At 36.5% G+C, this 23,473-nt stretch carries 22 protein-coding genes and 1 riboswitch; of the genes, 9 read left to right on the top strand and 13 right to left on the bottom strand.

What is annotated here, in order from left to right:
- Positions 1-193 precede the first annotated feature (193 nt).
- From AC1DCY_RS16800 to mbcS, 3 genes are all read right to left on the bottom strand, one after another.
- Positions 194-811 carry an RDD family protein gene (locus AC1DCY_RS16800; protein WP_477351949.1) on the bottom strand — a complete coding sequence of 206 codons (618 nt, stop codon included), beginning with the start codon at positions 809-811 and terminating at the stop codon, positions 194-196.
- Between the two features lie 12 nt (positions 812-823).
- Positions 824-1,837: a signal peptide peptidase SppA gene (gene sppA, locus AC1DCY_RS16805; protein ID WP_477351951.1), complete on the bottom strand. Its 1,014-nt coding sequence runs from the start codon at positions 1,835-1,837 to the stop codon at positions 824-826.
- A 331-nt stretch (positions 1,838-2,168) separates the two neighbouring features.
- Positions 2,169-3,758 carry an acyl-CoA synthetase MbcS gene (gene mbcS / locus AC1DCY_RS16810; RefSeq protein WP_477351953.1) on the bottom strand — a complete coding sequence of 530 codons (1,590 nt, stop codon included), beginning with the start codon at positions 3,756-3,758 and terminating at the stop codon, positions 2,169-2,171.
- Positions 3,759-3,987: 229 nt separating this feature from the next.
- Positions 3,988-4,086, top strand: a riboswitch (TPP riboswitch).
- An 89-nt stretch (positions 4,087-4,175) separates the two neighbouring features.
- Between mbcS and thiM the strand changes: the two genes are divergently transcribed.
- The 3 genes from thiM to thiE are packed head-to-tail and all read left to right on the top strand — an operon-like array spanning position 4,176 to position 6,377.
- Positions 4,176-4,931 carry a hydroxyethylthiazole kinase gene (gene thiM, locus AC1DCY_RS16815; RefSeq protein WP_477351954.1) on the top strand — a complete coding sequence of 252 codons (756 nt, stop codon included), beginning with the start codon at positions 4,176-4,178 and terminating at the stop codon, positions 4,929-4,931.
- Positions 4,931-5,755, top strand: a complete 825-nt coding sequence (gene thiD, locus AC1DCY_RS16820) for a bifunctional hydroxymethylpyrimidine kinase/phosphomethylpyrimidine kinase (protein WP_477351989.1) — start codon at positions 4,931-4,933, stop codon at positions 5,753-5,755. Before thiM ends, thiD begins: the two co-directional genes overlap by 1 nt.
- On the top strand, positions 5,745-6,377 hold the full coding sequence (gene thiE, locus AC1DCY_RS16825) for a thiamine phosphate synthase (protein WP_477351956.1): 633 nt from the start codon (positions 5,745-5,747) through the stop codon (positions 6,375-6,377). The genes thiD and thiE overlap by 11 nt, the downstream gene beginning before the upstream one ends.
- A gap of 578 nt (positions 6,378-6,955) precedes the next feature.
- Here the strand turns inward: thiE and AC1DCY_RS16830 are convergent.
- The 6 genes from AC1DCY_RS16830 to ezrA all read right to left on the bottom strand — a co-directional run bounded on the left by AC1DCY_RS16830 (position 6,956) and on the right by ezrA (position 12,796).
- On the bottom strand, positions 6,956-7,168 hold the full coding sequence (locus AC1DCY_RS16830; RefSeq protein WP_049667479.1) for an alpha/beta-type small acid-soluble spore protein: 213 nt from the start codon (positions 7,166-7,168) through the stop codon (positions 6,956-6,958).
- Positions 7,169-7,322: 154 nt separating this feature from the next.
- Positions 7,323-8,531, bottom strand: a complete 1,209-nt coding sequence (thiI, locus tag AC1DCY_RS16835) for a tRNA uracil 4-sulfurtransferase ThiI (protein WP_477351959.1) — start codon at positions 8,529-8,531, stop codon at positions 7,323-7,325.
- A 2-nt stretch (positions 8,532-8,533) separates the two neighbouring features.
- A complete protein-coding gene (locus AC1DCY_RS16840) occupies positions 8,534-9,688 on the bottom strand; it encodes a cysteine desulfurase family protein (RefSeq protein ID WP_477351961.1) in 1,155 nt (384 codons plus the stop codon).
- Between the two features lie 227 nt (positions 9,689-9,915).
- Entirely contained in the window at positions 9,916-10,302 is a 387-nt protein-coding gene (locus tag AC1DCY_RS16845; RefSeq protein WP_477351962.1) for a hypothetical protein, read from the bottom strand.
- A 160-nt stretch (positions 10,303-10,462) separates the two neighbouring features.
- The gene (locus AC1DCY_RS16850; RefSeq protein ID WP_477351964.1) at positions 10,463-10,927 is read right to left on the bottom strand and encodes a GNAT family N-acetyltransferase; all 465 of its coding nucleotides are present in this window, start codon (positions 10,925-10,927) and stop codon (positions 10,463-10,465) included.
- Between the two features lie 168 nt (positions 10,928-11,095).
- Complete coding sequence (gene ezrA / locus AC1DCY_RS16855; RefSeq protein WP_477351966.1) at positions 11,096-12,796, bottom strand: septation ring formation regulator EzrA; 1,701 nt, start codon at positions 12,794-12,796, stop codon at positions 11,096-11,098.
- A gap of 190 nt (positions 12,797-12,986) precedes the next feature.
- Between ezrA and hisJ the strand changes: the two genes are divergently transcribed.
- Together hisJ and AC1DCY_RS16865 are read left to right on the top strand one after the other, a co-directional pair.
- A complete protein-coding gene (gene hisJ, locus AC1DCY_RS16860) occupies positions 12,987-13,781 on the top strand; it encodes a histidinol-phosphatase HisJ (RefSeq protein ID WP_477351968.1) in 795 nt (264 codons plus the stop codon).
- A 24-nt stretch (positions 13,782-13,805) separates the two neighbouring features.
- Positions 13,806-14,285 carry a GAF domain-containing protein gene (locus AC1DCY_RS16865; RefSeq protein ID WP_477351970.1) on the top strand — a complete coding sequence of 160 codons (480 nt, stop codon included), beginning with the start codon at positions 13,806-13,808 and terminating at the stop codon, positions 14,283-14,285.
- A 265-nt stretch (positions 14,286-14,550) separates the two neighbouring features.
- Here AC1DCY_RS16865 and AC1DCY_RS16870 read toward each other — a convergent pair whose 3' ends face one another.
- The gene (locus AC1DCY_RS16870) at positions 14,551-16,431 is read right to left on the bottom strand and encodes a sensor domain-containing diguanylate cyclase (protein WP_477351972.1); all 1,881 of its coding nucleotides are present in this window, start codon (positions 16,429-16,431) and stop codon (positions 14,551-14,553) included.
- A 461-nt stretch (positions 16,432-16,892) separates the two neighbouring features.
- Here AC1DCY_RS16870 and rpsD point away from each other — a divergent pair, with 461 nt between their 5' ends.
- Positions 16,893-17,495: a 30S ribosomal protein S4 gene (rpsD, locus tag AC1DCY_RS16875; protein ID WP_477351974.1), complete on the top strand. Its 603-nt coding sequence runs from the start codon at positions 16,893-16,895 to the stop codon at positions 17,493-17,495.
- A 286-nt stretch (positions 17,496-17,781) separates the two neighbouring features.
- On the opposite strand, the gene AC1DCY_RS16880 is transcribed toward rpsD, so the two are convergent.
- The 3 genes from AC1DCY_RS16880 to AC1DCY_RS16890 all read right to left on the bottom strand — a co-directional run bounded on the left by AC1DCY_RS16880 (position 17,782) and on the right by AC1DCY_RS16890 (position 19,710).
- The gene (locus AC1DCY_RS16880; RefSeq protein WP_477351976.1) at positions 17,782-18,120 is read right to left on the bottom strand and encodes a hypothetical protein; all 339 of its coding nucleotides are present in this window, start codon (positions 18,118-18,120) and stop codon (positions 17,782-17,784) included.
- 136 nt (positions 18,121-18,256) lie between these two features.
- A complete protein-coding gene (locus tag AC1DCY_RS16885) occupies positions 18,257-19,120 on the bottom strand; it encodes a CPBP family glutamic-type intramembrane protease (protein ID WP_477351978.1) in 864 nt (287 codons plus the stop codon).
- A 2-nt stretch (positions 19,121-19,122) separates the two neighbouring features.
- On the bottom strand, positions 19,123-19,710 hold the full coding sequence (locus tag AC1DCY_RS16890; protein ID WP_477351980.1) for a TetR/AcrR family transcriptional regulator: 588 nt from the start codon (positions 19,708-19,710) through the stop codon (positions 19,123-19,125).
- A 206-nt stretch (positions 19,711-19,916) separates the two neighbouring features.
- Between AC1DCY_RS16890 and AC1DCY_RS16895 the strand changes: the two genes are divergently transcribed.
- From AC1DCY_RS16895 to AC1DCY_RS16905, 3 genes are all read left to right on the top strand, one after another.
- A complete protein-coding gene (locus tag AC1DCY_RS16895; protein WP_477351981.1) occupies positions 19,917-20,288 on the top strand; it encodes a hypothetical protein in 372 nt (123 codons plus the stop codon).
- A 504-nt stretch (positions 20,289-20,792) separates the two neighbouring features.
- A complete protein-coding gene (locus AC1DCY_RS16900; protein ID WP_477351983.1) occupies positions 20,793-21,998 on the top strand; it encodes an iron-containing alcohol dehydrogenase in 1,206 nt (401 codons plus the stop codon).
- Between the two features lie 118 nt (positions 21,999-22,116).
- The gene (locus AC1DCY_RS16905) at positions 22,117-22,926 is read left to right on the top strand and encodes a cobalamin-binding protein (RefSeq protein WP_477351985.1); all 810 of its coding nucleotides are present in this window, start codon (positions 22,117-22,119) and stop codon (positions 22,924-22,926) included.
- Positions 22,927-23,473: the final 547 nt, after the last annotated feature.

The raw sequence follows: 23,473 nt of genomic DNA on the forward strand, positions 1-23,473 counted from the left end.
TTTTGAAAGAATTTTTTCGATCCCGTTCTGCCATATTTGCTTAAGATTGCACCATTTCCCAAGCTTATAACCATAATGTAGGGATGATTTCCGTCCCGACTTTTAGGGATTTTTCCCAACGAACTAACTATTAATCACCTCTATCATCACTAAAATAAAGAGCTGTCTCACCGCAATGAGACAGCTCTAGCCATTATTCTTCGTTATGTTTCTCCAGCTTTTCAGGTTCTGGTTTTTCCTCTAGAGGTACAGATTCAATCTTTTCCTCTTTGATTGGCAAAGATGGTTGCACACTATCTTTTTCAATATATATTTTTTCATGAACGACTGTTGTATCCGCAAAAAAATCATGTATACCTTGATTGTTCGGTAGAATGCCTACAAGAATATATAGTGGCATAAAAATGCTGTTGATGATACGCCCAATCCAATCACGGAATAACACGTCTGACCATGTCAGCTTCTCATGTTTTAATGAAATAACACGTAATCCAAATATCATTTTTCCTAATGTTTGCCCAAAAAATTTCGTCATTAATACGAAATAACTGTAATAAAAAATAGCGGATATAATCGAAATCGGTGCATACCACACTGTGTCAGATAATGACCAATCCATTAAATAAAATATTGGGTTAACGAGAATTCCACCTATAGCTGCAATAATAATTCCGTCTATGAAAAATGCCCAAAAACGTATCCAAAAGCCTGCTGTTTTTAATGCATAATTTTTATTCGTAATTGGCTTATCTATTAGGAGAGTATTCTCCATAGAGGGTGAACCTTGCATAACAATTTCATTGTTTGTCATTGTACTCCCTCCTTAGTTTTCGCCATATAAGTACATCATTTTCGGCGCTTTATAATCTGCCATAATTTTCATCAGCATTTTTTCCTCTGCTGAGGGACCAAACATTGATCCAATCTTCATCCCAACATATGATTGCCAACCACCCACATCATATGAATACTCAAATAATTCTGCGTCCTCTAAACCAAAGTCTTTACGCAGTGCAGCAATTGTTGCTTCCTCATCGCCAATCTCATCTACTAAGCCTGCTTCAAGAGCCTTCTTACCACTAAGAATTCGACCATCGGCAACTTTTTTCACATTGGCTTCAGACATATTACGCCCTTTTGCTACAATATTAACGAATTCCTGATAAGTTTCATTAATCATGTCTTGCATCATAGCACGCTCTTCCGGTGTCACTTCACGCATTGGACTAAGCATATCTTTATGTTCACCAGATTTAAACGTTTCATATTTAATACCAACTTTTTCTGCTAACGCCTGATAATTAATAGATTGCATAATGACACCAATCGAACCTGTAATTGTATCACGTTGCGCAAATATTTTATCTGCAGGTGCTGAAATGTAATAACCACCTGAAGCTGCCATCGAATCCATAGAAACATAGATTGGAATTTGTCGCTCTTCTTTAATTTTCAAAAGTTTTTTATAGATTTCTGCTGATTCCTTTACACCGCCACCTGGTGAATTAACACTTAAGACGATACCTTCCACAGTCTGATCATATAAAATATTATCTAATTGATTTAAGAAAAATTGATGATCATAAGCAACTGGTTGCCATAAAGTACTTGAGCCAACATCTTGAATCGTTCCATCAACCTTTAAGTATGCAATACGTTTATCCATATCGCCACCTTCTTTAACCTCTTCCATAACCGTCAAGTCGTTTCCAGCTACCAAGCTATCAAAATTACTAAAGAAATTCGATTTAAATATTGCAAAAATCGTGTTAATCCCTAATGAAAACACTAATAGTACACCTGCAATTATTAAAGCGGCCCACCTTTTACCATTCATATCTTTCCGCCTCCTCATAACGTTATACGATTGATATCCTAATTTGTTTCATACTTATTACAATAATATGGTCTTATCACCATAACATGAGGTTAACCTATGTTCCGGCTGTGCACTTTCTATCGGGCGTCCGATGTGCCGCTCGGCAATAAGATTTGCAAAAGCGAGCTAGCGCATAGAAAGTTAACTAATGTCATGCCAAACTGTAGGCGATGAGCCAATACTATTGCTTTAACCTATTCAACCTATAATACATTACCTAATTTCATAAAAAAAATCAAAGTTCATAAAAAAGCAGGAACTTTGATTTTCGACATTATTTCCTAGGAAATTATTGTTGAATGATATAATGGATTTTTTCTTGCTCACGTAATTCGACACGACGAATTTTGCCTGATGTAGTCTTTGGTAGCTCAGTAACAAACTCAATTATACGAGGATATTTATAAGGAGCTGTTAAAGTTTTCACATGGCTTTGTAGTTTTTTAATAAGCGCTTCATCTCCAACTACTCCATCAGAGAGCACAACAAATGCCTTTACTAGATTTCCACGAATTACATCTGGACTCGCGACTACGGCAGTTTCTTTTACTGCTGGATGCTTTAATAACGCATCTTCTACCTCAAATGGGCCTATCGTATACCCAGATGAAATAATGACATCATCCCCACGTCCTTCAAACCAAAAATAGCCATCTTCATCTTTATATGCACGATCTCCTGTAATATACCAATCGCCTCTAAATTGTAAATTTGTACGTTCGGGATCGTTTAAATATTTCTTAAATAACGCGGGTGTCTCACAGTGTACAGCAATATCTCCAACTTCTCCAATTGCAGTAGGATTTCCAAAATCATTGATAATTTCAACAGTATTACCCGGAGTAGGTTTACCCATTGAGCCCATTCTAGCCTCCATCCCTACCATTGTTCCAACAAGTAATGTATTCTCTGTTTGTCCATAACCATCTCGTACTTGTAAATTAAAGACCTCGGAAAATACTTTTATCACTTCACTATTTAAAGGTTCACCCGCTGACACTGCCTGACGTATCGTACTTAAATTGAAGTCTTGTAAATTTCCAAGACTCGCCATTATTCTGTATTCGGTCGGTGTGCAACACAAAATATTAATATTGAATTTTTCAAGCAATGCAAGATATGTTGCAGCATCAAAGTGACCTTTGTAAACAAATGCAGTAGCACCACTTCCTAAAGTAGCAAGGAACGGGCTCCAAATCCATTTTTGCCATCCTGGAGCTGCTGTAGCCCAAACAATGTCACCTTCTTGTACACCTAACCAATTTGGAGCCGTAGTTCTTAAGTGCGCATAACCCCAACTATGCGTATGAATCGCTGCCTTTGGATTGCCTGTTGTACCACTCGTATACGCTAAAAATGCAATGTCTGTACTCTTAGTCGGTGTAGAACTTATGTAAGTCGTAGGTTGATTTTGCATTTTTTCAAGCAACGGCTGCCAAGGTTCGTGTGCATGACCAATGACAAATTGCTGTATTCCTTGTAAATTTCCCACATTATCGAACTGTTCAATATATGGCTCAAATGCAACAACGCCTTTCGCATCGGCATGATTGATTCGATATTCAATATCCTTAGTTCTCAGCATTTCGGAACTAGGGATAATCGTTAAACCTGCCTTTAAAGCGGCAATATAGACGATATACGCTTCAACTGATCTTGGCACCATGACCAAAATAACATCACCTTTTTTTAAACCTTGGGATGTAAATACATGTGCTGCCTGATTCGCCTTTTCAAGTAAAGCTTGATATGTTAAGTACTGAATTTCCTCATCTTCGTTATAAACTAATAATGCATTTTTAGTAGAATCCTGTGCATATTTTTCAATTTCCTCTGAAATGTTATACCATTCTGGTGCGATTAAATCTTCTCTTTTCATGGCAAATGCCCCCTCTATTACGCTCATTATAAAACTCAATTTTTATCATTTTCAATGGAATTCACTCCAATTCATTAAAGTCGTGACAACTATCATGCTTTGCTATATGGCATCAGTCACGTATTAGTACTATCGAGTTCGACTTAGCTTTAGTGCCGTTTTCGCAATGAAGAAAAAAACTCCCTATTGAACACGAATGAATAATATGGTACATTTTGGTCAACTAAAAGCATAATTGCAGGGGGACTCATTTAGAGTTGAGAAGGTAAAACCTGACCCTTTGAACCTGTTAGTTAATACTGACGTAGGGAGCAATTCACATCTATTTACTGATGAAAGGCTCTTTTGCGTGTTTTTTTCTACACGAAAAAGAGCCTTTTTTGCACGCTTACGTCCATCCAACAAGGAGGACTTAAATTGGTATTTCAAACAATCCGTAAACAAAATCCACTTATTCATTGTATCACTAATTATGTTGTGGCTAATTTTCAAGCAAATGGCTTATTAGCAATAGGCGCTTCACCAGTCATGGCTGATGACAGTCATGAGGTTGAAGAAATGGTCGCAATTGCCTCAGGCTTATTGATAAATATCGGTACCCTTAATGAGCGAATGAAAGAATCAATGTTACTCGCAGGAAAAAAAGCAAATGCTCTTGGCATTCCCGTTATTTTAGACCCTGTTGCTGCAGGTGCAACAACTTACCGGAAACAAACGGTACAACAATTACTCGAGGAAATAAATTTTGCGGCTATTCGTTGCAACATCGGAGAACTTGCAGCTATAGCCAATGTAGAATGGCAACAAAAAGGCGTAGACAGTGGTAGTGGTTCCATTTCTTTAGAAGTTGAGGCACAAAAAGTAGCTCAACTCTACAATTGTATTGTTATTGTGACCGGTGAAAAGGATTTTATTACTGATGGCGAACATCAGCAATGGGTTACAGGTGGAAATTTACAAATGACAGAAGTTACTGGAACAGGTTGCTTATTGAGTGCAATATGTTGTGCTTCCTACGTCGTAGGAAATAAACCATTTGACCAATTAATAGAAACATTATCACTTTATAAAAAAGTGGCAGAGCAAGCCGCTTCTTCTACTCCATACATTGGTGATTTTCAAATTGCAGTATTGAACGAACTACATCGCCTTTCCAAGGGTGGTGAAGAATGATGCATATTGTAACGACAATTGCTGGTTCAGATAGTGGTGGCGGTGCAGGCATACAAGCTGATTTAAAAACATTTCAGGAATTAAAGGTGTTTGGAACGTCTGTCATTACAGCTTTAACCGCCCAGAACACACTTGGTGTATCGGATGTCTTACCAATTGAAGTTAGCTTCGTTGAAAAACAGCTTAAAGCGCTAGTCGAGGATTTTTCAATAAGTGCCGTTAAAACCGGAATGTTGTTTTCCTCCGAAATAATCCAATCAATTGCTCAAATTTTAGCTGAAATAAATATTCCGCTTATAGTAGATCCTGTCATGATTGCAAAAGGTGGTGAAAGCTTATTACAGCAAGAAGCAATTGAGGCATTACGCAGTTATTTGCTACCTTTAGCAACAATCGTAACACCGAACATTCCTGAGGCAGAAACCCTTTCTGGAAGGAAAATCAATGCTTTAACAGATATTAAAGAAGCAGCTAAGATCTTATTACAAATGGGCGTTCAATGCGTCATTATTAAAGGCGGTCATTTAGAGGATAAATGTTACGCTACTGATTATGTATTTTTCCAAGATGGTCGGTCATTTTCTATGCAGTCCACTCGTATTGCAACAAAAAATACGCATGGTACAGGCTGTACGTTTTCCGCTGCATTAACTGCTTTTCTTGGTCGTGGACTACCCTTAGAAGAAGCGATTGAAGAAGCTAAAAAATTTATTCAATTAGCAATAACTCATGATTTATCTATCGGTAATGGCCATGGTCCTACAAATCATTTTGCTTATCAAAACTTCAAGGATTCCTGCGAGGTGATTATTCATGAAACGTGACGATCTACAGCTATATTTTATAATGGGTACAAGTAATGTTTTCAAACAAGAGCCATTAAATGTTTTAGAGAAAGCTCTGCAATCTGGAATTACTATGTTTCAATATCGTGAAAAAGGACCAAATACACTTACTGGGCAAGCCTATGAAGATTTTGCTCGTAAATGTCAAAAGCTCTGTCAACAGTATCATGTTCCGTTTATCGTCAACGATGATGTCGAGCTGGCTATAAAGCTTAAAGCGGATGGTGTTCATATTGGACAAGAGGATTTTCCTGTGTCGATGGTGCGTAATAAAATTGGCAACATGATTTTAGGTGTTTCTGTTCATTCACAAACTGAATTACAAACTGCTCTACAATATGGTGCTGATTATGTAGGAATTGGTCCGATTTTTTCAACCACTTCTAAAAGTGACGCCAATCCACCTAGTGGAACTGATTTTTTACAGCAAGTTCGGATTCAATGTCCGGAGCTCCCTATCGTTGCAATTGGAGGCATAAACTGCTCGAATGCTCCTACGGTATTTAAAGCAGGTGCGGATGGAATAGCAGTTATTTCTGCAATTTGCCAAAGTGAGGATATTTCAAATACAGTCTCTACATTCAAATCATTTGTAGGATAAAGTGAAACTTTTTACCCCACTGATTATTAGTTTTCACCAATCGGGTTTTTACGGGCAGTTAGCCCCACCTATTTCTTTGCTCTCATTGAATCGAAATGGGAGGACCTGACGCTTCTTTTTTGATATAGGTAAATTACTGCCCGTTAATACGGGATAAAGTGAAACTTTAATCAGTGGGGCKTCTTTACCCCACTGATTATTAGTCTTCACCAATCGGGTTTTTACGGGCAGTTAGCCCCACCTATTTCTTTGCTCTCATTGAATCGAAATGGGAGGACCTGACGCTTCTCTTTTGATATAGATAAATTACTGCCCGTTAATACGGGATAAAGTGAAACTTTAATCAGTGGGGCGTCTTTACCCCACTGATTATTAGTCTTCACCAATCGGGTTTTTACGGGCAGTTAGCCCCACCTATTTCTTTGCTCTCATTGAATCGAAATGGGAGGACCTGACGCTTCTTTTTTGATATAGATAAATTACTGCCCGTTAATACGGGATAAAAATTAATAAATTTAAACAAACTAAAACCAGTGCCTTTTACGGTCACTGGTTTTAATTTTTTGCTGATTATGCAATTATTGGTTGTTTGGCATACCTTTTAATTGTGATTCAGCCATTTGTACAAGACGTTTAGTGATTTCACCGCCAACGGAACCGTTAGCACGAGCTGAAGCGTCAGCTCCTAATTGAACACCAAATTCTTGTGCAATTTCGTATTTCATTTGATCTAGAGCGTACTCTACACCAGGTACTGCAAGTTTGTTTGAACTGCGATTTGTTGAAGTCATGTGTCTCTCACCTCCTTGTGAATATAGAATGTGCGATATTAGATTTTTAATACGAAAATTTTATAGGTAAATTGTACCTCCAAAGGAAATGATCAAAAAAAGCCGACTCAAGATTTTGAGTCGGCTCGTTAGCCTAAGAAATCGCAAGTTTCTTCTATAGAAGATCTGCAAATTTATCGGCTTCTTGCTCTTTTTTCGGGAAAATATAGACTTCACGGTTTTTCACTGCTCGTTCGATTAGTTCATCAAAATCCGAGAAGCTTTCGTAATGCTCAACCTTTTCAAGCTTTGGCTTTGTTTTTGGACTTGCTGGAGTAAAAATTGTACAGCAGTCTTCAAATGGCTGGATAGACGTTTCGTATGTGCCTATTTTCTCTGCAATATCGATAATTTCTAATTTATCTGATGAGATTAATGGACGTAAAATTGGTGTGTTAGTTACGGCATTAATAGCTGTTAGACTTTCAAGAGTTTGACTCGCTACTTGTCCAAGACTTTCACCCGTAACAATTGCTAGTGCACCGATTTCTTCACGTACTTTGTCAGCAACTTTTAGCATCATACGACGAGTTGTTGTCATCGATACATTAGAAGGTACTTTTTCTTTAATAAGAACTTGGATTTCAGTGAAAGGAATAACATGTAAACGTATACTAGCGCCAAATTTCGTTAATTCATTAGCAAGCACTTTTACTTTTTCCAATGAATTTTGGCTTGTATATGGTGGACTAAAGAAGTGAATCGCTTCTAAGCGCACTCCGCGTTTCATCATTAAATAACCAGCAACAGGACTATCTATTCCACCAGAAAGCATTAATAAAGATTTACCGTTCGAACCTACAGGCATTCCACCTGCGCCCGGAATAACTTGTGCCATCATATATGTTGCATCATGACGCACCTCTACACGAAGCTCAATATCAGGCTGCTTCACCTTTACTGATAAATTTTGATATTGTGGTAATACATGACCACCAATTTCGCGTTGAATGGCATGTGATTCTAACGGAAATGTTTTATCAGTGCGCTTTACTTCTACTTTAAAAGTAAGCTGCTCATTTTTAAATGTATCCATAATTGTTGTGGCAAGTTTTTTCATTGCCTCCATGTCTTTTTCACATGCTGCCACTGGACTAAATGATTGAATACCAAAAATTTTAGGTAATCCTTTTAATAAAACGTCCATTTGTGCTTCATTTTGAATGGCGATAAACATACGATCGCGCTCTGTGCGAATGTGTAAATGTCCTAAATCTGCAAACGCATGACGAATGTTCTCGCGTAAACGACGAATAAAATCCATCTTGTTGCGACCTTTTGTAGAAAGCTCTCCATATCGAATTAAAATTTCTTTCCAAATCATTTTTAAAATTCTCCTTTAAGTTCCATCAATACTTCATCTAATACTTGTTTAAACTTTACTATATCTTCATTTGTTACATACGCGCCAAAACTTATACGAATAACACCCTTTTTAAAGTGCTCATCAATATTTAGAGCTTCAACAACATGGCTTGTTTTTGTCTGTTTCGATGAGCAAGCACTCGATGTCGATACAATTACATTACGTTTTTGCAATGCATTGATAATGACTTCACCTTTTAAGTCGCGAATACTAAACGATAAAATATGTGCCGCTCCTTGTGGGGTTGATAATATATGCACTTCATCTCCATATCCACGTAATTGCGTGCATATTTCATCATTCCATTGACGGTATTTATTCGCACGATCATTCATCGTCTCTACTGCTATTCGGGCTGCTTTGGATAAGGCTACTGCCTGGGGTACAGCTACTGTTCCACTACGTAAACCAAACTCCTGTCCTCCGCCAAGTGCATACGGTTGCCATTTCATTTTTTTACGGAATGCTAGTACACCTGAACCTTTAAAGCCATGAATTTTATGGCCAGAAATTGAAATACAATCTGGTCCCTCGTCATCGTTAAATGATATCGGTAACTTTCCAAAGCTTTGTACAGCATCGACGTGAAAAGCTGCACGGCTTAATTCATGAATAATTTTTGCAGCTTCAAAAATTGGTTGGATAGCACCCATTTCATTATTTACGTGCATCATACTTACTAAAATGGTATCCTTGCGTACTTTTGTACGAAGGTCCTCTAAAGAAATAACTCCATTTTTATCTGCTTGCAAGTATTCTACATCAAAACCCTCTTGCTCAAGTTGCTTAACAGATTCTAGAACAGATGGATGTTCAATTTCAGTTGTTAAAATATGATTTCCTTTATGTGTATTGCTACGTGCTAAACCAAATATAGCCGTGTTATTGGATTCAGTACCACCTGATGTAAATAGCACATTTTTTGCTTCTGTCTGCAAAATATCTGCTACTTGCTCACGTGCACGCATTAACAATTCGTTTGATTCAACACCCATTGCATGAATGGAAGCAGGATTGGCATAATACTGCTCATTCACTGCCATAAATGCTTGCATAACCTCTTTTAAAGGTTTTGTTGTTGCACTATTGTCTAAATAGATTGTATTAACTTCCATTAATATTCACACACTTTCAAAACGTTGATTTAACGGTATTTATCATAACGCAATCTTCGGCAATTGACCACTAACTTTAACAATTATCCTAATTTAATCACTTATTTGTTTGCTTTTAATGTGAAAAACCACCCTTTATAGAGTGGCATCTAAAGACTTGCTATGAACGTTTCTAGCTAAAATTAAGCAGCATAAAAAATTTAATTTTTGCATTGTTAGGCTCATCATCATAACGTGTAGTTGATTTCCGTTCCGACTGGGCGCTTTGCCGCTGACGCTTCGCTTTCGCGCAGATAAAACATTTGTTGCTGTCGCTTCGCTTTCGCACAGTTAAAACATTTGTTGCTGCCGCTTCGCTTTCGCACAGTTAAAACATTTGCCGCTGACGCTTCGCTTTCGCGCAGATAAAACATTTGTTGCTGTCGCTTCGCTTTCGCACAGTTAAAACATTTGTTGCTGCCGCTTCGCTTTCGCACAGTTAAAACATTTGTTGCTGCCGCTTCGCTTTCGCACAGAGCAGAGCTTCCTGGGGGCGTTCGATGAGCCGCTTCGCTTCGCTGCAGGGTCTCATCTGTAACGCTAATCCCCGAGGAGTCGCCCAGTCTCCACTCCAATCAACTTATACACATAACATACATTTTTTTGAAATGTCATCCTCCACTTTTAGTAAAATCCAATACTGCTATATTTAACTATATTGAAGCTAATTTCACACTAGTAGTTCAAGAAAAACAAGCGATCCCACAAATTTTCCTTAATTGACTAGCTGATTCATTAACCTTTCTTCATTGTTATAAATTCAGTTGAAGCTGTGAATTCCATGACTTTTTTAAAGCCTAATTTTTCATAAAGGTGAATTGCTCTTGTATTAAATATGGCTACCGTTAAACGAAGGGGACTATGATTTTCTTGTTGTAGCTGATTTAAAATAAATGAAAAAAATTCTGAACCATAACCTTTTCCTGTTAGCTCAGGCCTCATCCCTAAGCCAACATCAATGCACTCGTCTAAATACGCACCATAATCAAGTCCTTTAGGTACTTGTGCAGATGTTCCTGTACAGAAAAAACCGACTAGTTCTTCTTTATCATTGACAATTGAATAATACGGACTTTCAAGAAATTCTTCTAGAGATTCATCGCATAGATCATTGTTATAAAAATCATATGGTTCTTCATATTTCCAGTTCAAAATGTCAGTCGCAAAAATTTCATTCATTTCCCGAATATAAAATTGCATTTGAAACACCTCTATTAGTTTTAATCAAATCCTAGTGAGACATCGTATGAAGCTTCCCGCTTCCCTTTTATCACGATGCGTAGCTTCCTCAATCTTAATAAAAAAACTGTCTAAAAAGTAATAACTATACCTTTTAGACAGCTGATGTAATTCTTTATTATACTTGAACTATTTTGATACTGTTTCTTCTGCTACAAGTTCTTGAATTCGCTTTAAAGCACCTGGCTCCATTTCTTCAACTGCCGTTCCAGCCTCTTCTAATGCCTTGGAATAGCGGAATTGATTAAAGGATTTTTCTGCTTCTCTTAAACGAGTATGCAATTTTGGATTCGTTGCACGATGACGATTACCATACTGAATAATACGTTCAATCAGCATTACATTTTCAATCAATTCATGCGCCTTCGCTTTTACATCCTCTACACAAAGTGTTGCGGCATTTAAATTGTTATGAACTGTTCCCATATTGAGTGGTACCTCTTGAAGGCTTTGCATAACTACATAAATATGCTCTGCTGCCTCATCTAGACGGGCATCCATCTCTTCAGGAACACCTGGAATATTAGCCTTATTCAATAGACGATCTGTTTCTTGTAATGTTTTCTTTAAGTTTTCTACTTGTGCGCGAGCCTTGTTTTCATCAATTCGGAGCTTCTTCATCGTATTTGATAAATGACCTTGCTCTTCATGAATATTTTCAAGCTCTCCGTTAATTTCAATCAATTCTTCCTGCAAACTTGAGAATGCAGATTTTTCCTCTCTAACACGCATCGCTAATAAATCATAGCGACGTTGTAAAGCCTCTAATTGCTTTAATGCAGCTTTTGGAATTTCTGCATCTTTTTCATTTAAACGATAGCTTTGCTGCACAAAGGTTGCTTCATCACTTACTAATCTTGTTGAACTAATAACATTAGTGATTGAGCTTAATAAACGATCACAATTTTGGTCAACATAATTTTTAGCAATAACTTCTTTTTCAAGTAGATCATAAAAATGATCAATCTCTTCATTTATTTCAGCTACACGTGGTTTAACAACGGTTAAATTTAGCTCTGCTAGTTCATTTTTTAATGTCACAAATTCTTCTTCAAATTTATCGAGCGCTTTAGTTAGCTCTAAATGCTGTAAATAATAGGATTGCTCCTCCATTTCACGCTGGCCACTACGTAATTCCTGTACCGCTCCTGGTAGCTTTACTTGTAATTCAGTCAAAATTGTTGGGACATCATTAATATATTCAAATGTCTTCTGTGATTCTTGGTTCAAGCCAATAACAATTTCTCGCGCCTGCAAATAATTCCCTTCACTTGTAAGCACATCGAATTCCTCAAACTTTTGGACAAATCCCTCCAGCTTTTTCTCCAGAGCCGGTAATGCTACACCAAATGAATGTTGGTGAGCTAACAATGTTTTACGTGCAGAGCGATAATATTCTTTTAATTGTTCAATTTCAATACGATTTTTTTCTTCGCTGCCAATTAATTCATTTAGTTCTTCTAAGATTTTATCTTTATCTTGTTCACATTTTTGAATGTAATCTTCTATCTCACGTTCAATAAACGTTGCTTTCTTAAAACGAAGTCTATTGATTTGATCCTCTGCATCAAATAAAAGTGAATCAATTTTTGTCATATGTACATCGATGACTTCATCCCAGCTATTGCGCCATCGTTCAAACATCTCTTCCGTTTCACCGTTCATGTTTAAAGATTTAACTTTTGAAATTTCCTCATTTATGGGATTGTTTTGTATTTGTGATTTTTCATTTTCAAGTTTAGCAATGATTGTTGTATGTTTTCGTCGCATCATAAATCCTACTATCGCTAAAATTAATAGTAGGATAACCGGAATGATGATATACTCCATCGTAAGCCTCCTATTCTACAATAAACGAATTGGCTAGTTGTATTTATTATATACTATGTTATCGCCTTTTGTACTAAAATTTGAGTGTTTTTTATGTATTTACGCCTTTCAAGAATAACACCTACTTAAGTTTTGAACAATTTGTGCAAATAAAAGTGTTTTATCCAAAAGCTAAAGGAGTGGTAATTTTATGAAATTTGACGGCCATGTTCATAGTCCATATTGTCCACATGGTACTTCTGATTCATTTAAACAATACATTGAAAAAGCAATATCTCACAACTTTACAGATATCACCTTTACAGAACATGCACCATTACCATTTAATTTTACTGACCCTACACCACAGCAAGATAGTGGTATGAATCCAGAATTTTTAATGCCCTATTTTGAAGATTTACAGTACCTTCAAAAAGAGTACGCACAAGACATTCGCATTCATATCGGTCTTGAGGTTGACTATATTCAAGGCTTTGAACAAGAAACTCGTCAATTTCTTGATACATATGGACATTTTTTAGATGACTCTATTTTATCAGTCCATTTTTTACAATGGCAAAATATCTTTGAATGCATAGACTTTTCTCCTGAAAGCTTTATGGCTTTTTCAAAAAAAGTGGGTTCTATCGAACAAGTGTATAATTTATATTATGATACCGTCCTACAATCCATTAAAGCAGATTTAGGGCAATATAAGCCTAAGCGCATTGGACATCCTTCACTTATTCACAAATTTCAATTAGCACATAAGGTGAAAATTGATGATTCTACGCGGATTCGAGAAGTTTTAGATTTAATGAAGGAAGAAGGCTATGAGCTAGATTTAAATAGCGCTGGTTTAAGTAAAACATATTGTCAGGAACCTTATCCACCATTTTCCTTTATCGATTATAGTAAATCTATTGGGCTACCAATTGTTTTTGGTTCAGATGCTCATAGTGTTGCTGATTTACATCAACACTATAATGTTATATATCCTAAATAAATAACTTTCAAACGAGGTGCTATTTTGTTTACACAAATTAATTATGAAGGGCCAATTGCCGAGCAATATAATACATTAGCAAAACAGTTAGATGCCCTACTTACTGGAGAAAGCGATCGAATTGCCAATTTAAGCAATGCCTCTGCTTTACTAAATCAATTTCTACCAAACATTAACTGGGTTGGTTTTTATGTATTACAGGGGAATGAACTTGTATTAGGGCCATTCCAAGGCTTACCTGCCTGCGTCAGAATACCAATTGGACGAGGTGTTTGTGGGACAGCTGTAGGCAAAGAAGAAACAATAGTGGTAAAAGACGTACATGACTTCCCTGGGCATATCGCCTGTGATGCGGCGTCCCAATCCGAAATTGTTATTCCCTTAATAAAAGAAGGACAGGTCATCGGTGTTCTTGATATCGACAGTCCAATCGCAAATCGCTTTTCAAAGGGAGATCAAGAGGGGTTAGAGCAATTCGTAAAAACCTTACTTCTCCATTTATAAAGTGAAACTTTAATCAGTGGGGGTTCTTTCCCCACTGATTATTAGTCTTCACCAATCGGGTTTTTACGGGCAGTTAGACTCCCCGTATTTCTTTACTCTCATTGAATTTGAAACGGACCCGACGCTTCTCTTTTGATATAGATAAATTACTGCCCGTTAATACGGGATAAAGAAATGCCCTGAAATGATTTATTATCATTTCAGGGCATTTCAGCGCATAAGGCTGAAGCTTTATTTTCAAAAACAACTGTTTTCTTTTATTACGTTATAAATTGTTTTGATAGAAACGATCATGAATGCAAAACCGATTTTTACCACTGTTTTTCGCTTCATAAAGCGCTGTATCTGCATGTAGGAAAACAGATTGAAATGCTGGACGGTACTGTTCATCCCATGTTATGAGACCTGCTGAAATTGTCACCTTAGGATCTGTTGTACTTGGAATTACTGCAACGATTGCTGCTGCTAATTCGATTGCTTCTTTCTCATCAATATTTGGAATATACACAGACATCTCTTCTCCACCCCAACGCGCACAAATGCCACGAGTTCCAATTGTTTCTTTTAATCGGGATGCAATTTGCATAAGAATCTTATCACCAATTTGGTGACCATACGTATCATTAATGCGCTTGAAATTATCAATATCAATGAGCAAAAACATTCCTGATTGATCATTTTTAAGCGACTTTTCTACATACTGGTCTAAATAACTTCTTGCGTACAATTTCGTCAAATGATCCAAATCTACCATTTCCTGAAGTTGATTTCGTAATATTGAGTTTGCAATTGCTAAAGAAGAGTGATGGATTAATGATTGCATTAATTTAAAGCTGTCAAACGAAAAGAAATATGGCTCCTTGTGTAACACAATACTAAAGCCATTTATTTTTTCTTCCATTAAAATCGGGATAGCCATAATTGAACGATATTCAATTTGATTAGGGGTTAATCTGCTGAAATCGGCAATAAATAGTGGATCATTGGTACTTTCAAAATGTTGTTCAACATGTTTTATATATGTTTGACCCTTTTCTACATTGAATAATGCCGTACTAGCATCCGTCACTTCAAAGGTGTCATTATGTTTAAAAGCGAAGCAAACTTCCATTGGTTGAAAGGATTTCATTAACTGTTTTTGAAGGAAAAGTAACATTTCATGTATGTCAATCCTCATATTTAAACGATGTGATGTTTCATTGATGAGTTGCAAATCACTTACTAGGCGATGTGATTGATGATATAATTTTGCATTTTCAAGCGCATTTCCTGATGTTTGTGCTAGCATTCGTACAAAGTCTTTTTCAGTCGTTGAAAAAAGATATGTTGTAGGTGCACTCACTTGTAAAATACCATAAATAGCTTGTCTCCCTTTTATAGGGGCGCTTAATAATCGACAATTTAAATCGCTAGCAAGCTCCGTTGTCAGCTCTCCCGAGACAAAAGCCTCAATAGTCGCAGGTCTTTCAGATAAGTAATCAAAAAGCTTAATATCGATAGTCGTATGGCGATCTTGATCGTTCGATAGTATAAGCTCCACATTAAACTCTGGGAAATTATCCTTAATATTTTTTAAGACATTTTCTAAAATTAAATCAATATCCATAGTGGAATGAAATAAATCTGTCATATTATACAATTTTCTATATTGGTCTTCATTTACTTTCACTTCAAAATTTTCTCTAATCATCTGAAGAACCTTCGTAAGCGTTTCGACAAACTCTTCCCCGTAATCCGAAGTCATAAAGTCTGTCCAAGCATCGGTTGCCTCGACGAGTAGTACACTAATTGGATTTTTACCTTCTGGTTGGAAAAGCACCATATCTGTCATCATCGTATATGCTTCTTTTTCTTTTAATATATAAGGGACTTTTACCAACTTCTGTTGATAAAAGCTAGCTTCAATCATTAACCATGACACAGCATTTAGTTTTGTTTCAATTGTTAAAGTAGCCATCTCTTCAACAGGTATTAAAGAATTACCTTCGAAACCGAGAAATGTCACATTTACAATTCCAAAGCGCTTCTTTAGACACTGTTCCAATGAGTAAAAATACTCATTAAAACCGGCTTGTTCCTTTGAACTCACCCAAATGCTCAAAACATCTGATTTTATATATTTTAGCGTTTGTAAATGGTCTGTCATGAAATCACCTTTTCTATATAACGTCCAAATCAATTACTATTAACTTACAGTATAGTATACATAATTTGTGTCATTTTGACTATGTTATTCTATTTTACTTTTATGTTTTACATTTCACACTGTATCATTAACTATTACTGAATATTGAAATATGTATAGGGAGGAAATTTTTACTATTATACCTTTTTTTAAAATTAGTTAGTCTAATAATTGACGTCTATGTAATAAGCAGTTACAATGAGTTTTGTGTAAAATAAACGCAGCAGTAGTATGAGCTTATTACTGTATTTTATTCCTCTATATTATTTAGTATAACTAAACAGATTCTAATAGATGGTGTATTGCGTAACCTAACGGCTGCATAGGCGAAAATACATGAAAATAAAATGCGTATAAGAATGGGTACTACTGGTTTTTGTTTTACAACAAAAAAAACCAAATTTAAAGGAGGAGACAACAATATGTCTCGTTATACAGGTCCATCTTGGAAATTATCACGTCGTCTTGGTATCTCACTAAGCGGTACAGGTAAAGAAATCGAAAAACGCCCTTACGCACCAGGTCAACACGGTCCAAACCAACGTAAAAAATTATCAGAATACGGTTTACAACTTCAAGAAAAACAAAAACTTCGTCACATGTACGGCATGAACGAACGTCAATTCCGTACTCTATTCGACCGCGCTGGTAAAATGAAAGGTGTACACGGTGAAAACTTCATGGTTCTTCTTGAAACTCGCCTTGACAACCTAGTTTACCGTTTAGGTTTATCTCGTACTCGTCGTGGATCTCGTCAATTAGTAAACCACGGTCACATCTTAGTAGATGGTAAACGCGTTGATATTCCTTCATACAGCGTAAAACCAGGTCAAACGATTTCTCTTCGTGAAAAATCTCAAAACCTTTCTGTAGTAGCAGAAGCAATCGAAGTAAACAACTTCGTACCTGACTACTTAACATTTGACGCTGACAAAAAAGAAGGTACATTCACTCGCCTTCCAGAGCGTTCTGAATTATCAGCTGAAATCAACGAAGCATTCATCGTAGAGTACTACTCTCGTTAATTAAATTACTCTGCAAAGAGTAGTTTAAAAAACCCTAGAAAGCCTTTTATATCAAGGTTCTCTAGGGTTTTTGCTTGTTATAGACAATGCACAATCATGCATTAAAAGTCATTGTTTCGGGGCTAATTATCAATGCTTTTGGTGGGCATGTTTGTATGAATGACTAAACACCTAGATTGGGGCTACTGCTTCAATCTTTTTTTGTTAGTCCATTATAAGAAAAGTTTACTTACAAAAAAATAGCACTGTTTGGCACAGTGCATTTCTAGGTACATTGGATAACTCTTCACAGATAATTGTGGGAGGTAACTTTATTTTCAAAATAACTACAGTTAGCACAAAGATAATCTTTATTTATAAATATAGCACTGTTCATATTTGACCAAGGAATATGTTCAGAACATCTTTCACATTTGTCTACATACTTATCACGTAGAATACCATTCTCTAAAAAGACATACCATTGTTTATCCGATAAACTTTCAGGTCCATTTTTTATGACAAGCAACGATATTTCTAACGCTTCACCATCGTCAAATCTATTTTCGCTAATTAGTACTTTCAAATATGAAATAAATTTAGATGATTCTCTTAATATTCTCTGTTTAAGCTGGTCTCTTTGCATAAAACCTCTCCTTTTTCCATCTACTTCAATTCGACAAAAGGAAAGGATTCCCTTCCGATTTTAATAATAAAAATAAAGCTGAATAAACTACATAGTTACTAATCCACAATATAAAAACACCTGCCGTAGCAAGTGCTTATTTTATCACTTTTCTTCTTGTAGTTGATTTTGATACAATTTCCCTCTCCAACTTTTTTCGTTTAGTTCGCAATAAAAGCCCTACCATTAGGTAAAGAATTGTAGTAATAATACCTGCCGTTGGAGAAACAAGAAATTCTTTTCCCTGAGCAATTTTGATATATCCATCAAGAATAAGTGGATTCACAAGCGCATCTTCTGTCATATGCATAAGGACAAGTGGCCAAATACTTTTCGTTATTAAATAAATTTCTGTATACATTACTGTCCAGCAAATCATCGTCACAATACCTATCAACGCAAATAGCCACCTATTTACAGGAAGTACACTGAAGATATCACTTTCTGATAAGAACACTAAAAAATACGGAATATGCCACGCTCCCCAAACACCACCAACAATAAAATACAACCAAAAATCATTTATTTTTAACGATGAAAGTTTACTCGTTAAATAACCTCTCCAAACCGATTCCTCAAAAAAGTTTTTAACAAATTGAAGCAGTAAACCACCAGCAAAAACTGAAACTAAAGCATCTAAATTGAAATCTGAAAAATCCATCCATCCAAATATATTGCTTACTAACAAAACTATAGAAGTGATGACAGGATAGACGAGGAGCGAGACAATATACCATTTTATGTTGCCTTTCAAATTAGGTAATAAGCCTATATCTCGCCACCCATCTCCTGTAAAGACACGTAACAGTATAGTTGTCAGCAGCGGAAATACTAGCCAAATGCCCATCCCAAGTGTGTCACCTTTAGGCTGCTCAGGGATGAAGCGATCTACAAAAACACCAAGCCAACCACATAGCAAAACAACAATTATAAAGATTATTAAGTTGCGTTTAGTTTTCACTTTCAATCCGCCCCCCTGTTTTCAAGGATTGAAATAACCCACATTGAATTGGGACAAGGAGTTTCGGGATGTAGTGCAATGTATTGGGCGATTCCTTGTATGGAACACCAAAATGCTACCGCAAGCGCTTCAGCATTTCCCTGTTTAATTTCACCTAGTAATTGCCCCTTCTCTATTAATGAAATACTCTTTTTTATTAATTTATCTGCTTCCGTAAGCATTTCTTTTAAATCTTCCGACAAGGAATCAAGATGTTGTGCATTCTCCATTAGCACAAACATTTTTGCAGCAGACGGGTTTGTACGGATCATGTCAAACAAATCCTCAGCAGCCGCTGTAAAAATTGCCAATGGCGATTCATTCATAAAATTAAAATCCATCTTAAGTCTTTCACACCCTATGCGGATTAACTCTTCATAAAGCTTTTCCTTAGAGTCAAAATAATGAAAAAGCAACCCCATGCTCATATCAGCAGCTTTAGCAATATCTGCAACTTTTGTTTCACCATACCCCTTCCGAATAAACAAATCTAATGCAGATTGTAAAATTAAAGCTCTTCGTTGCTCTTTTTGTTCATGTCTAATCGACATTTCCCCCACCCTTTTTTTGAAAATATTTTCATTGAAATATTATTCAATAAAATTGCAAATATCCCTGAAAAGTGCCCAGAAAATAAAAACTTTAATAAGTTTTCATTCCAGTTTGTAAATATTAATTAATATGTATCAATAAAAAAGAACTTTTTATCTTTACGGAAGTCTAAATAGGAAATATTAGAAATTTAAAGGAGGAAATAATGGGGGTTTCAGAACTTACTGTGATGGTTTTAGTTTATAGTGGCATTATGTTTTATTTCTTAGTACCCTTTAAAAGGCGTCAAAGCATGGAAATTAAGCATTCAATTACTTTTATAGAAATTCTGCTGTACATCACTTTTCATAAAAAAGCTCTACTGGCTCTCCTTTTATTAAGCTTTTTGTTAGTAGCTATTTGGTTCGGTTATGATCAGGAGGTATATCATTTTAATGCCCACAGTGGTTATCCTTCTATAAATTCAGATTCAAAGGCAATTTTCTATATGTGCGCATTACTCGGATATACGGTCATTCTTTATTTATTTCTTGCAATATGTATTTCCTTAAACATTGTAAAAAATAAAGGAGAATAATTACGTCCAGATTTGGGGAGGCGCACTTGCACAAAGAACTCCTTTCCGAATCCTTGACATCTGTAGCTGTTGCTTTGCTTTCTCTACAAAAAACATTAGCTGAAATAAGTTAAGTATTCCTATATTTTTTGACAATTTTGTGTATTTTAAAATAGTAATTAGACAATTAAAATAGAACATATTCACTATTATTATATTAAAAACAAATTATCAATTATCTACTATTCGATACTTTATTAAAATAGAACATATTTCCAAAAAATATATTTTACTTTCATAGGAAAGTAATTTTTAAAATGTTCTCAAATCAACACTCCTAGACAATTCAACCTTTCATCATACCAAAAACCACTCTAACTTTTTTGTAAAATAATAACAAGATTAAAATTAACAATTTTAATAAAAATACGAGTTGAACTTTTACAAAAAATAGAATAACATGAATTTCGAAAGGTGGTTCACCATCATTCAAGCAATAACAATTATTTTAAAGGGGTTGGAAATATGTCAGACGTTCTAAAGCAATTTGTTATGCCGAAAACAAACTTATTTGGACCTGGAGCAATTCAAGAAGTTGGTAAACGCTTAAATGATTTAGAAGTGAAAAAGACATTAATCGTAACAGATGAGGGCTTACACAAACTAGGTCTCTCTGAACAAATTGCTAACATCATTATAGCTGCTGGAATTGATGTAGCAATTTTCCCGAAAGCAGAACCAAATCCAACAGATCAAAACATTGAAGATGGGATTACAGTGTATCATGCTGAAAACTGTGATTCGATCGTTTCTCTTGGAGGAGGTAGCGCACACGATGCAGCGAAAGGTATCGGACTTATTGCTTCGAATGGTGGACGCATTCATGATTACGAGGGCGTTGACAAATCACAAAACCCATTGGTGCCATTAATCGCTATTAACACAACTGCTGGTACAGCAAGTGAAATGACTCGCTTCACGATTATCACGGATACAGCTCGTAAAGTGAAGATGGCTATTGTGGACAAACACGTTACTCCACTACTATCAATTAATGACCCAGAGCTAATGATTGGCTTACCTCCTGCTCTAACAGCGGCAACTGGTTTAGATGCATTAACACATGCAATCGAATCATTTGTATCGACAAACGCAACACCAATTACTGACGCTTGCGCTGAAAAGGTGCTTCAGCTAGTTCCTGAATATTTACCACGTGCCTATGCAAACGGTGCAGATTTAGAAGCACGTGAGCAAATGGTTTACGCACAATTTTTAGCAGGCATGGCGTTTAATAATGCTTCACTTGGCTATGTACATGCAATTGCTCATCAATTAGGCGGCTTCTATAATCTACCACATGGTGTATGTAATGCTATTTTATTGCCTCATGTTTGCCGCTTTAACTTAACAGCACGTACTGAGCGTTTTGCAAAAATCGCTGAATTGTTAGGTGAGAACGTTGAAGGATTAAGTAAACGCGATGCTGCTGAGAGAGCAATTGTAGCAATCGAAAATCTTTCTAGCGATTTGAACATTCCAAGTGGCTTCCGCGAATTAGGTGCGAAGGATGAGGATATTGAAATCTTAGCGAAAAATGCTATGTTAGATGTATGTGCTGCAACAAACCCACGTAAAGCAACATTAGAAGACATTAAACAAATTATTACAAATGCGATGGGCCCTGTAGCAAAAAAAGAAGAATCACTCGAAGCTATCGCACTTTCTTAATAAGTAATCAGAAGGCATGTCTCTTGGCATGCCTTTTTTTATGGAGGAAAACATTCTGTCATTGTATGTGACTCCAACACTCGCTATACTTTTCTTAAAAAGAATTGGAGATAAGAAGATGCGTTTAATCTCAATTTGTCCTAGTAATACCGAGCTTGTTGCTTATTTAGGCCTGACTGATCAGCTTGTTGGTGTCGATGATTTTTCGGATTGGCCATTAGCAGTAAAAGACTTACCTCAGCTTGGCCCAGATTTATCAATTGATATGGATGCATTAGAGGCATTGCAGCCTGATCTTGTACTTGCATCCTTAAGTGTCCCGGGCATGGAAAAAAATATTGAAGCGTTACAAGCTAGAAATATTCCCCATATTGTATTTAATGCTAATTCATTAAAGGAAATCGCACAAGATCTCCATACTTTAGGTAAAGCCTGCGGAGTTGAAGGGCGTGCAAAAGAAATTTCTGAGGAATATTTACAATGTATCGATTGGCTCCGAACAGTTGCTCAATCAATTCCTAAAAAACCTACTCTCTATTGGGAGTGGTGGCCAAACCCTATCTTTACGCCAGGTAAAATAAATTGGCTATCTGAAATTAGTGCCATTGCTGGTGGGCAAAATCTGTTTCAAGATGTAGATCTAGCAAGCGTGCAAACTGATTGGGCTGATGTAGTAAGGCGCGACCCAGACTATATTATGATGGCTTGGGTAGGAGTTGCCTTTGAGCGTATTCAACCGGCAAATTTATTAAAACGTTCGGATGCGCAGGAGCTACGAGCTGTTAAAATGAAACAGCTTCACGTAATGGAGGAATGGCTTTATTGTCGTCCATCACCACGCCTTATAGAGGGTGCATTAAAGCTTGCGAATTTGCTTCACCCAAAAGAATATGAGCACGTAAAGCTTCCTAGTTTTTTAAATAGCTAAAACGAAACAATATGTCAGTGGCATTGTCGTACTAAATAAAGCGTGGCTGTTCAGCAAAGCGAGGGGTTGATTTCCGTTCCGGCTGGGCGCTTTCCTGGGGGCGTCCGATGAGCCGCTTCGCTTCGCTGCAGGGTCTCGGGCCAACAGGATGTTGGTCACGAAGGCGTTATCACAGGACGTGATGCTTTTAGCCTTCGTTCCTCTATATCGCTAATCCCCAAGGAATCGCCCAGCCTCCACTCCAATCAACCAATTTATTTAGCGTGTATTTTCTGGCACGTTACTTATTTATAGTGATAAAACGCAGCATCAGCGCATGCAAAGCTAAGGTAGCAGCTAAACGTTCGCCCATAGGAGAGCGCATAAAGATATCCTTGACCATTTTTCAACCAAAAGAAGAGGCTGGGACAAAACCCATCTCTAAACTAAAAAGCCGGTGAAATTTTACGATCAGTAAAATTTCACCGGCTTTAAATTTTTTTTATGATGATTTGTCAAATTAAGTGCAACAATTGCTCATTAAAAGCCTCGTTTGCAGTTTTCCAAC

This window comes from Lysinibacillus sp. 10T31, assembly GCF_056394365.1.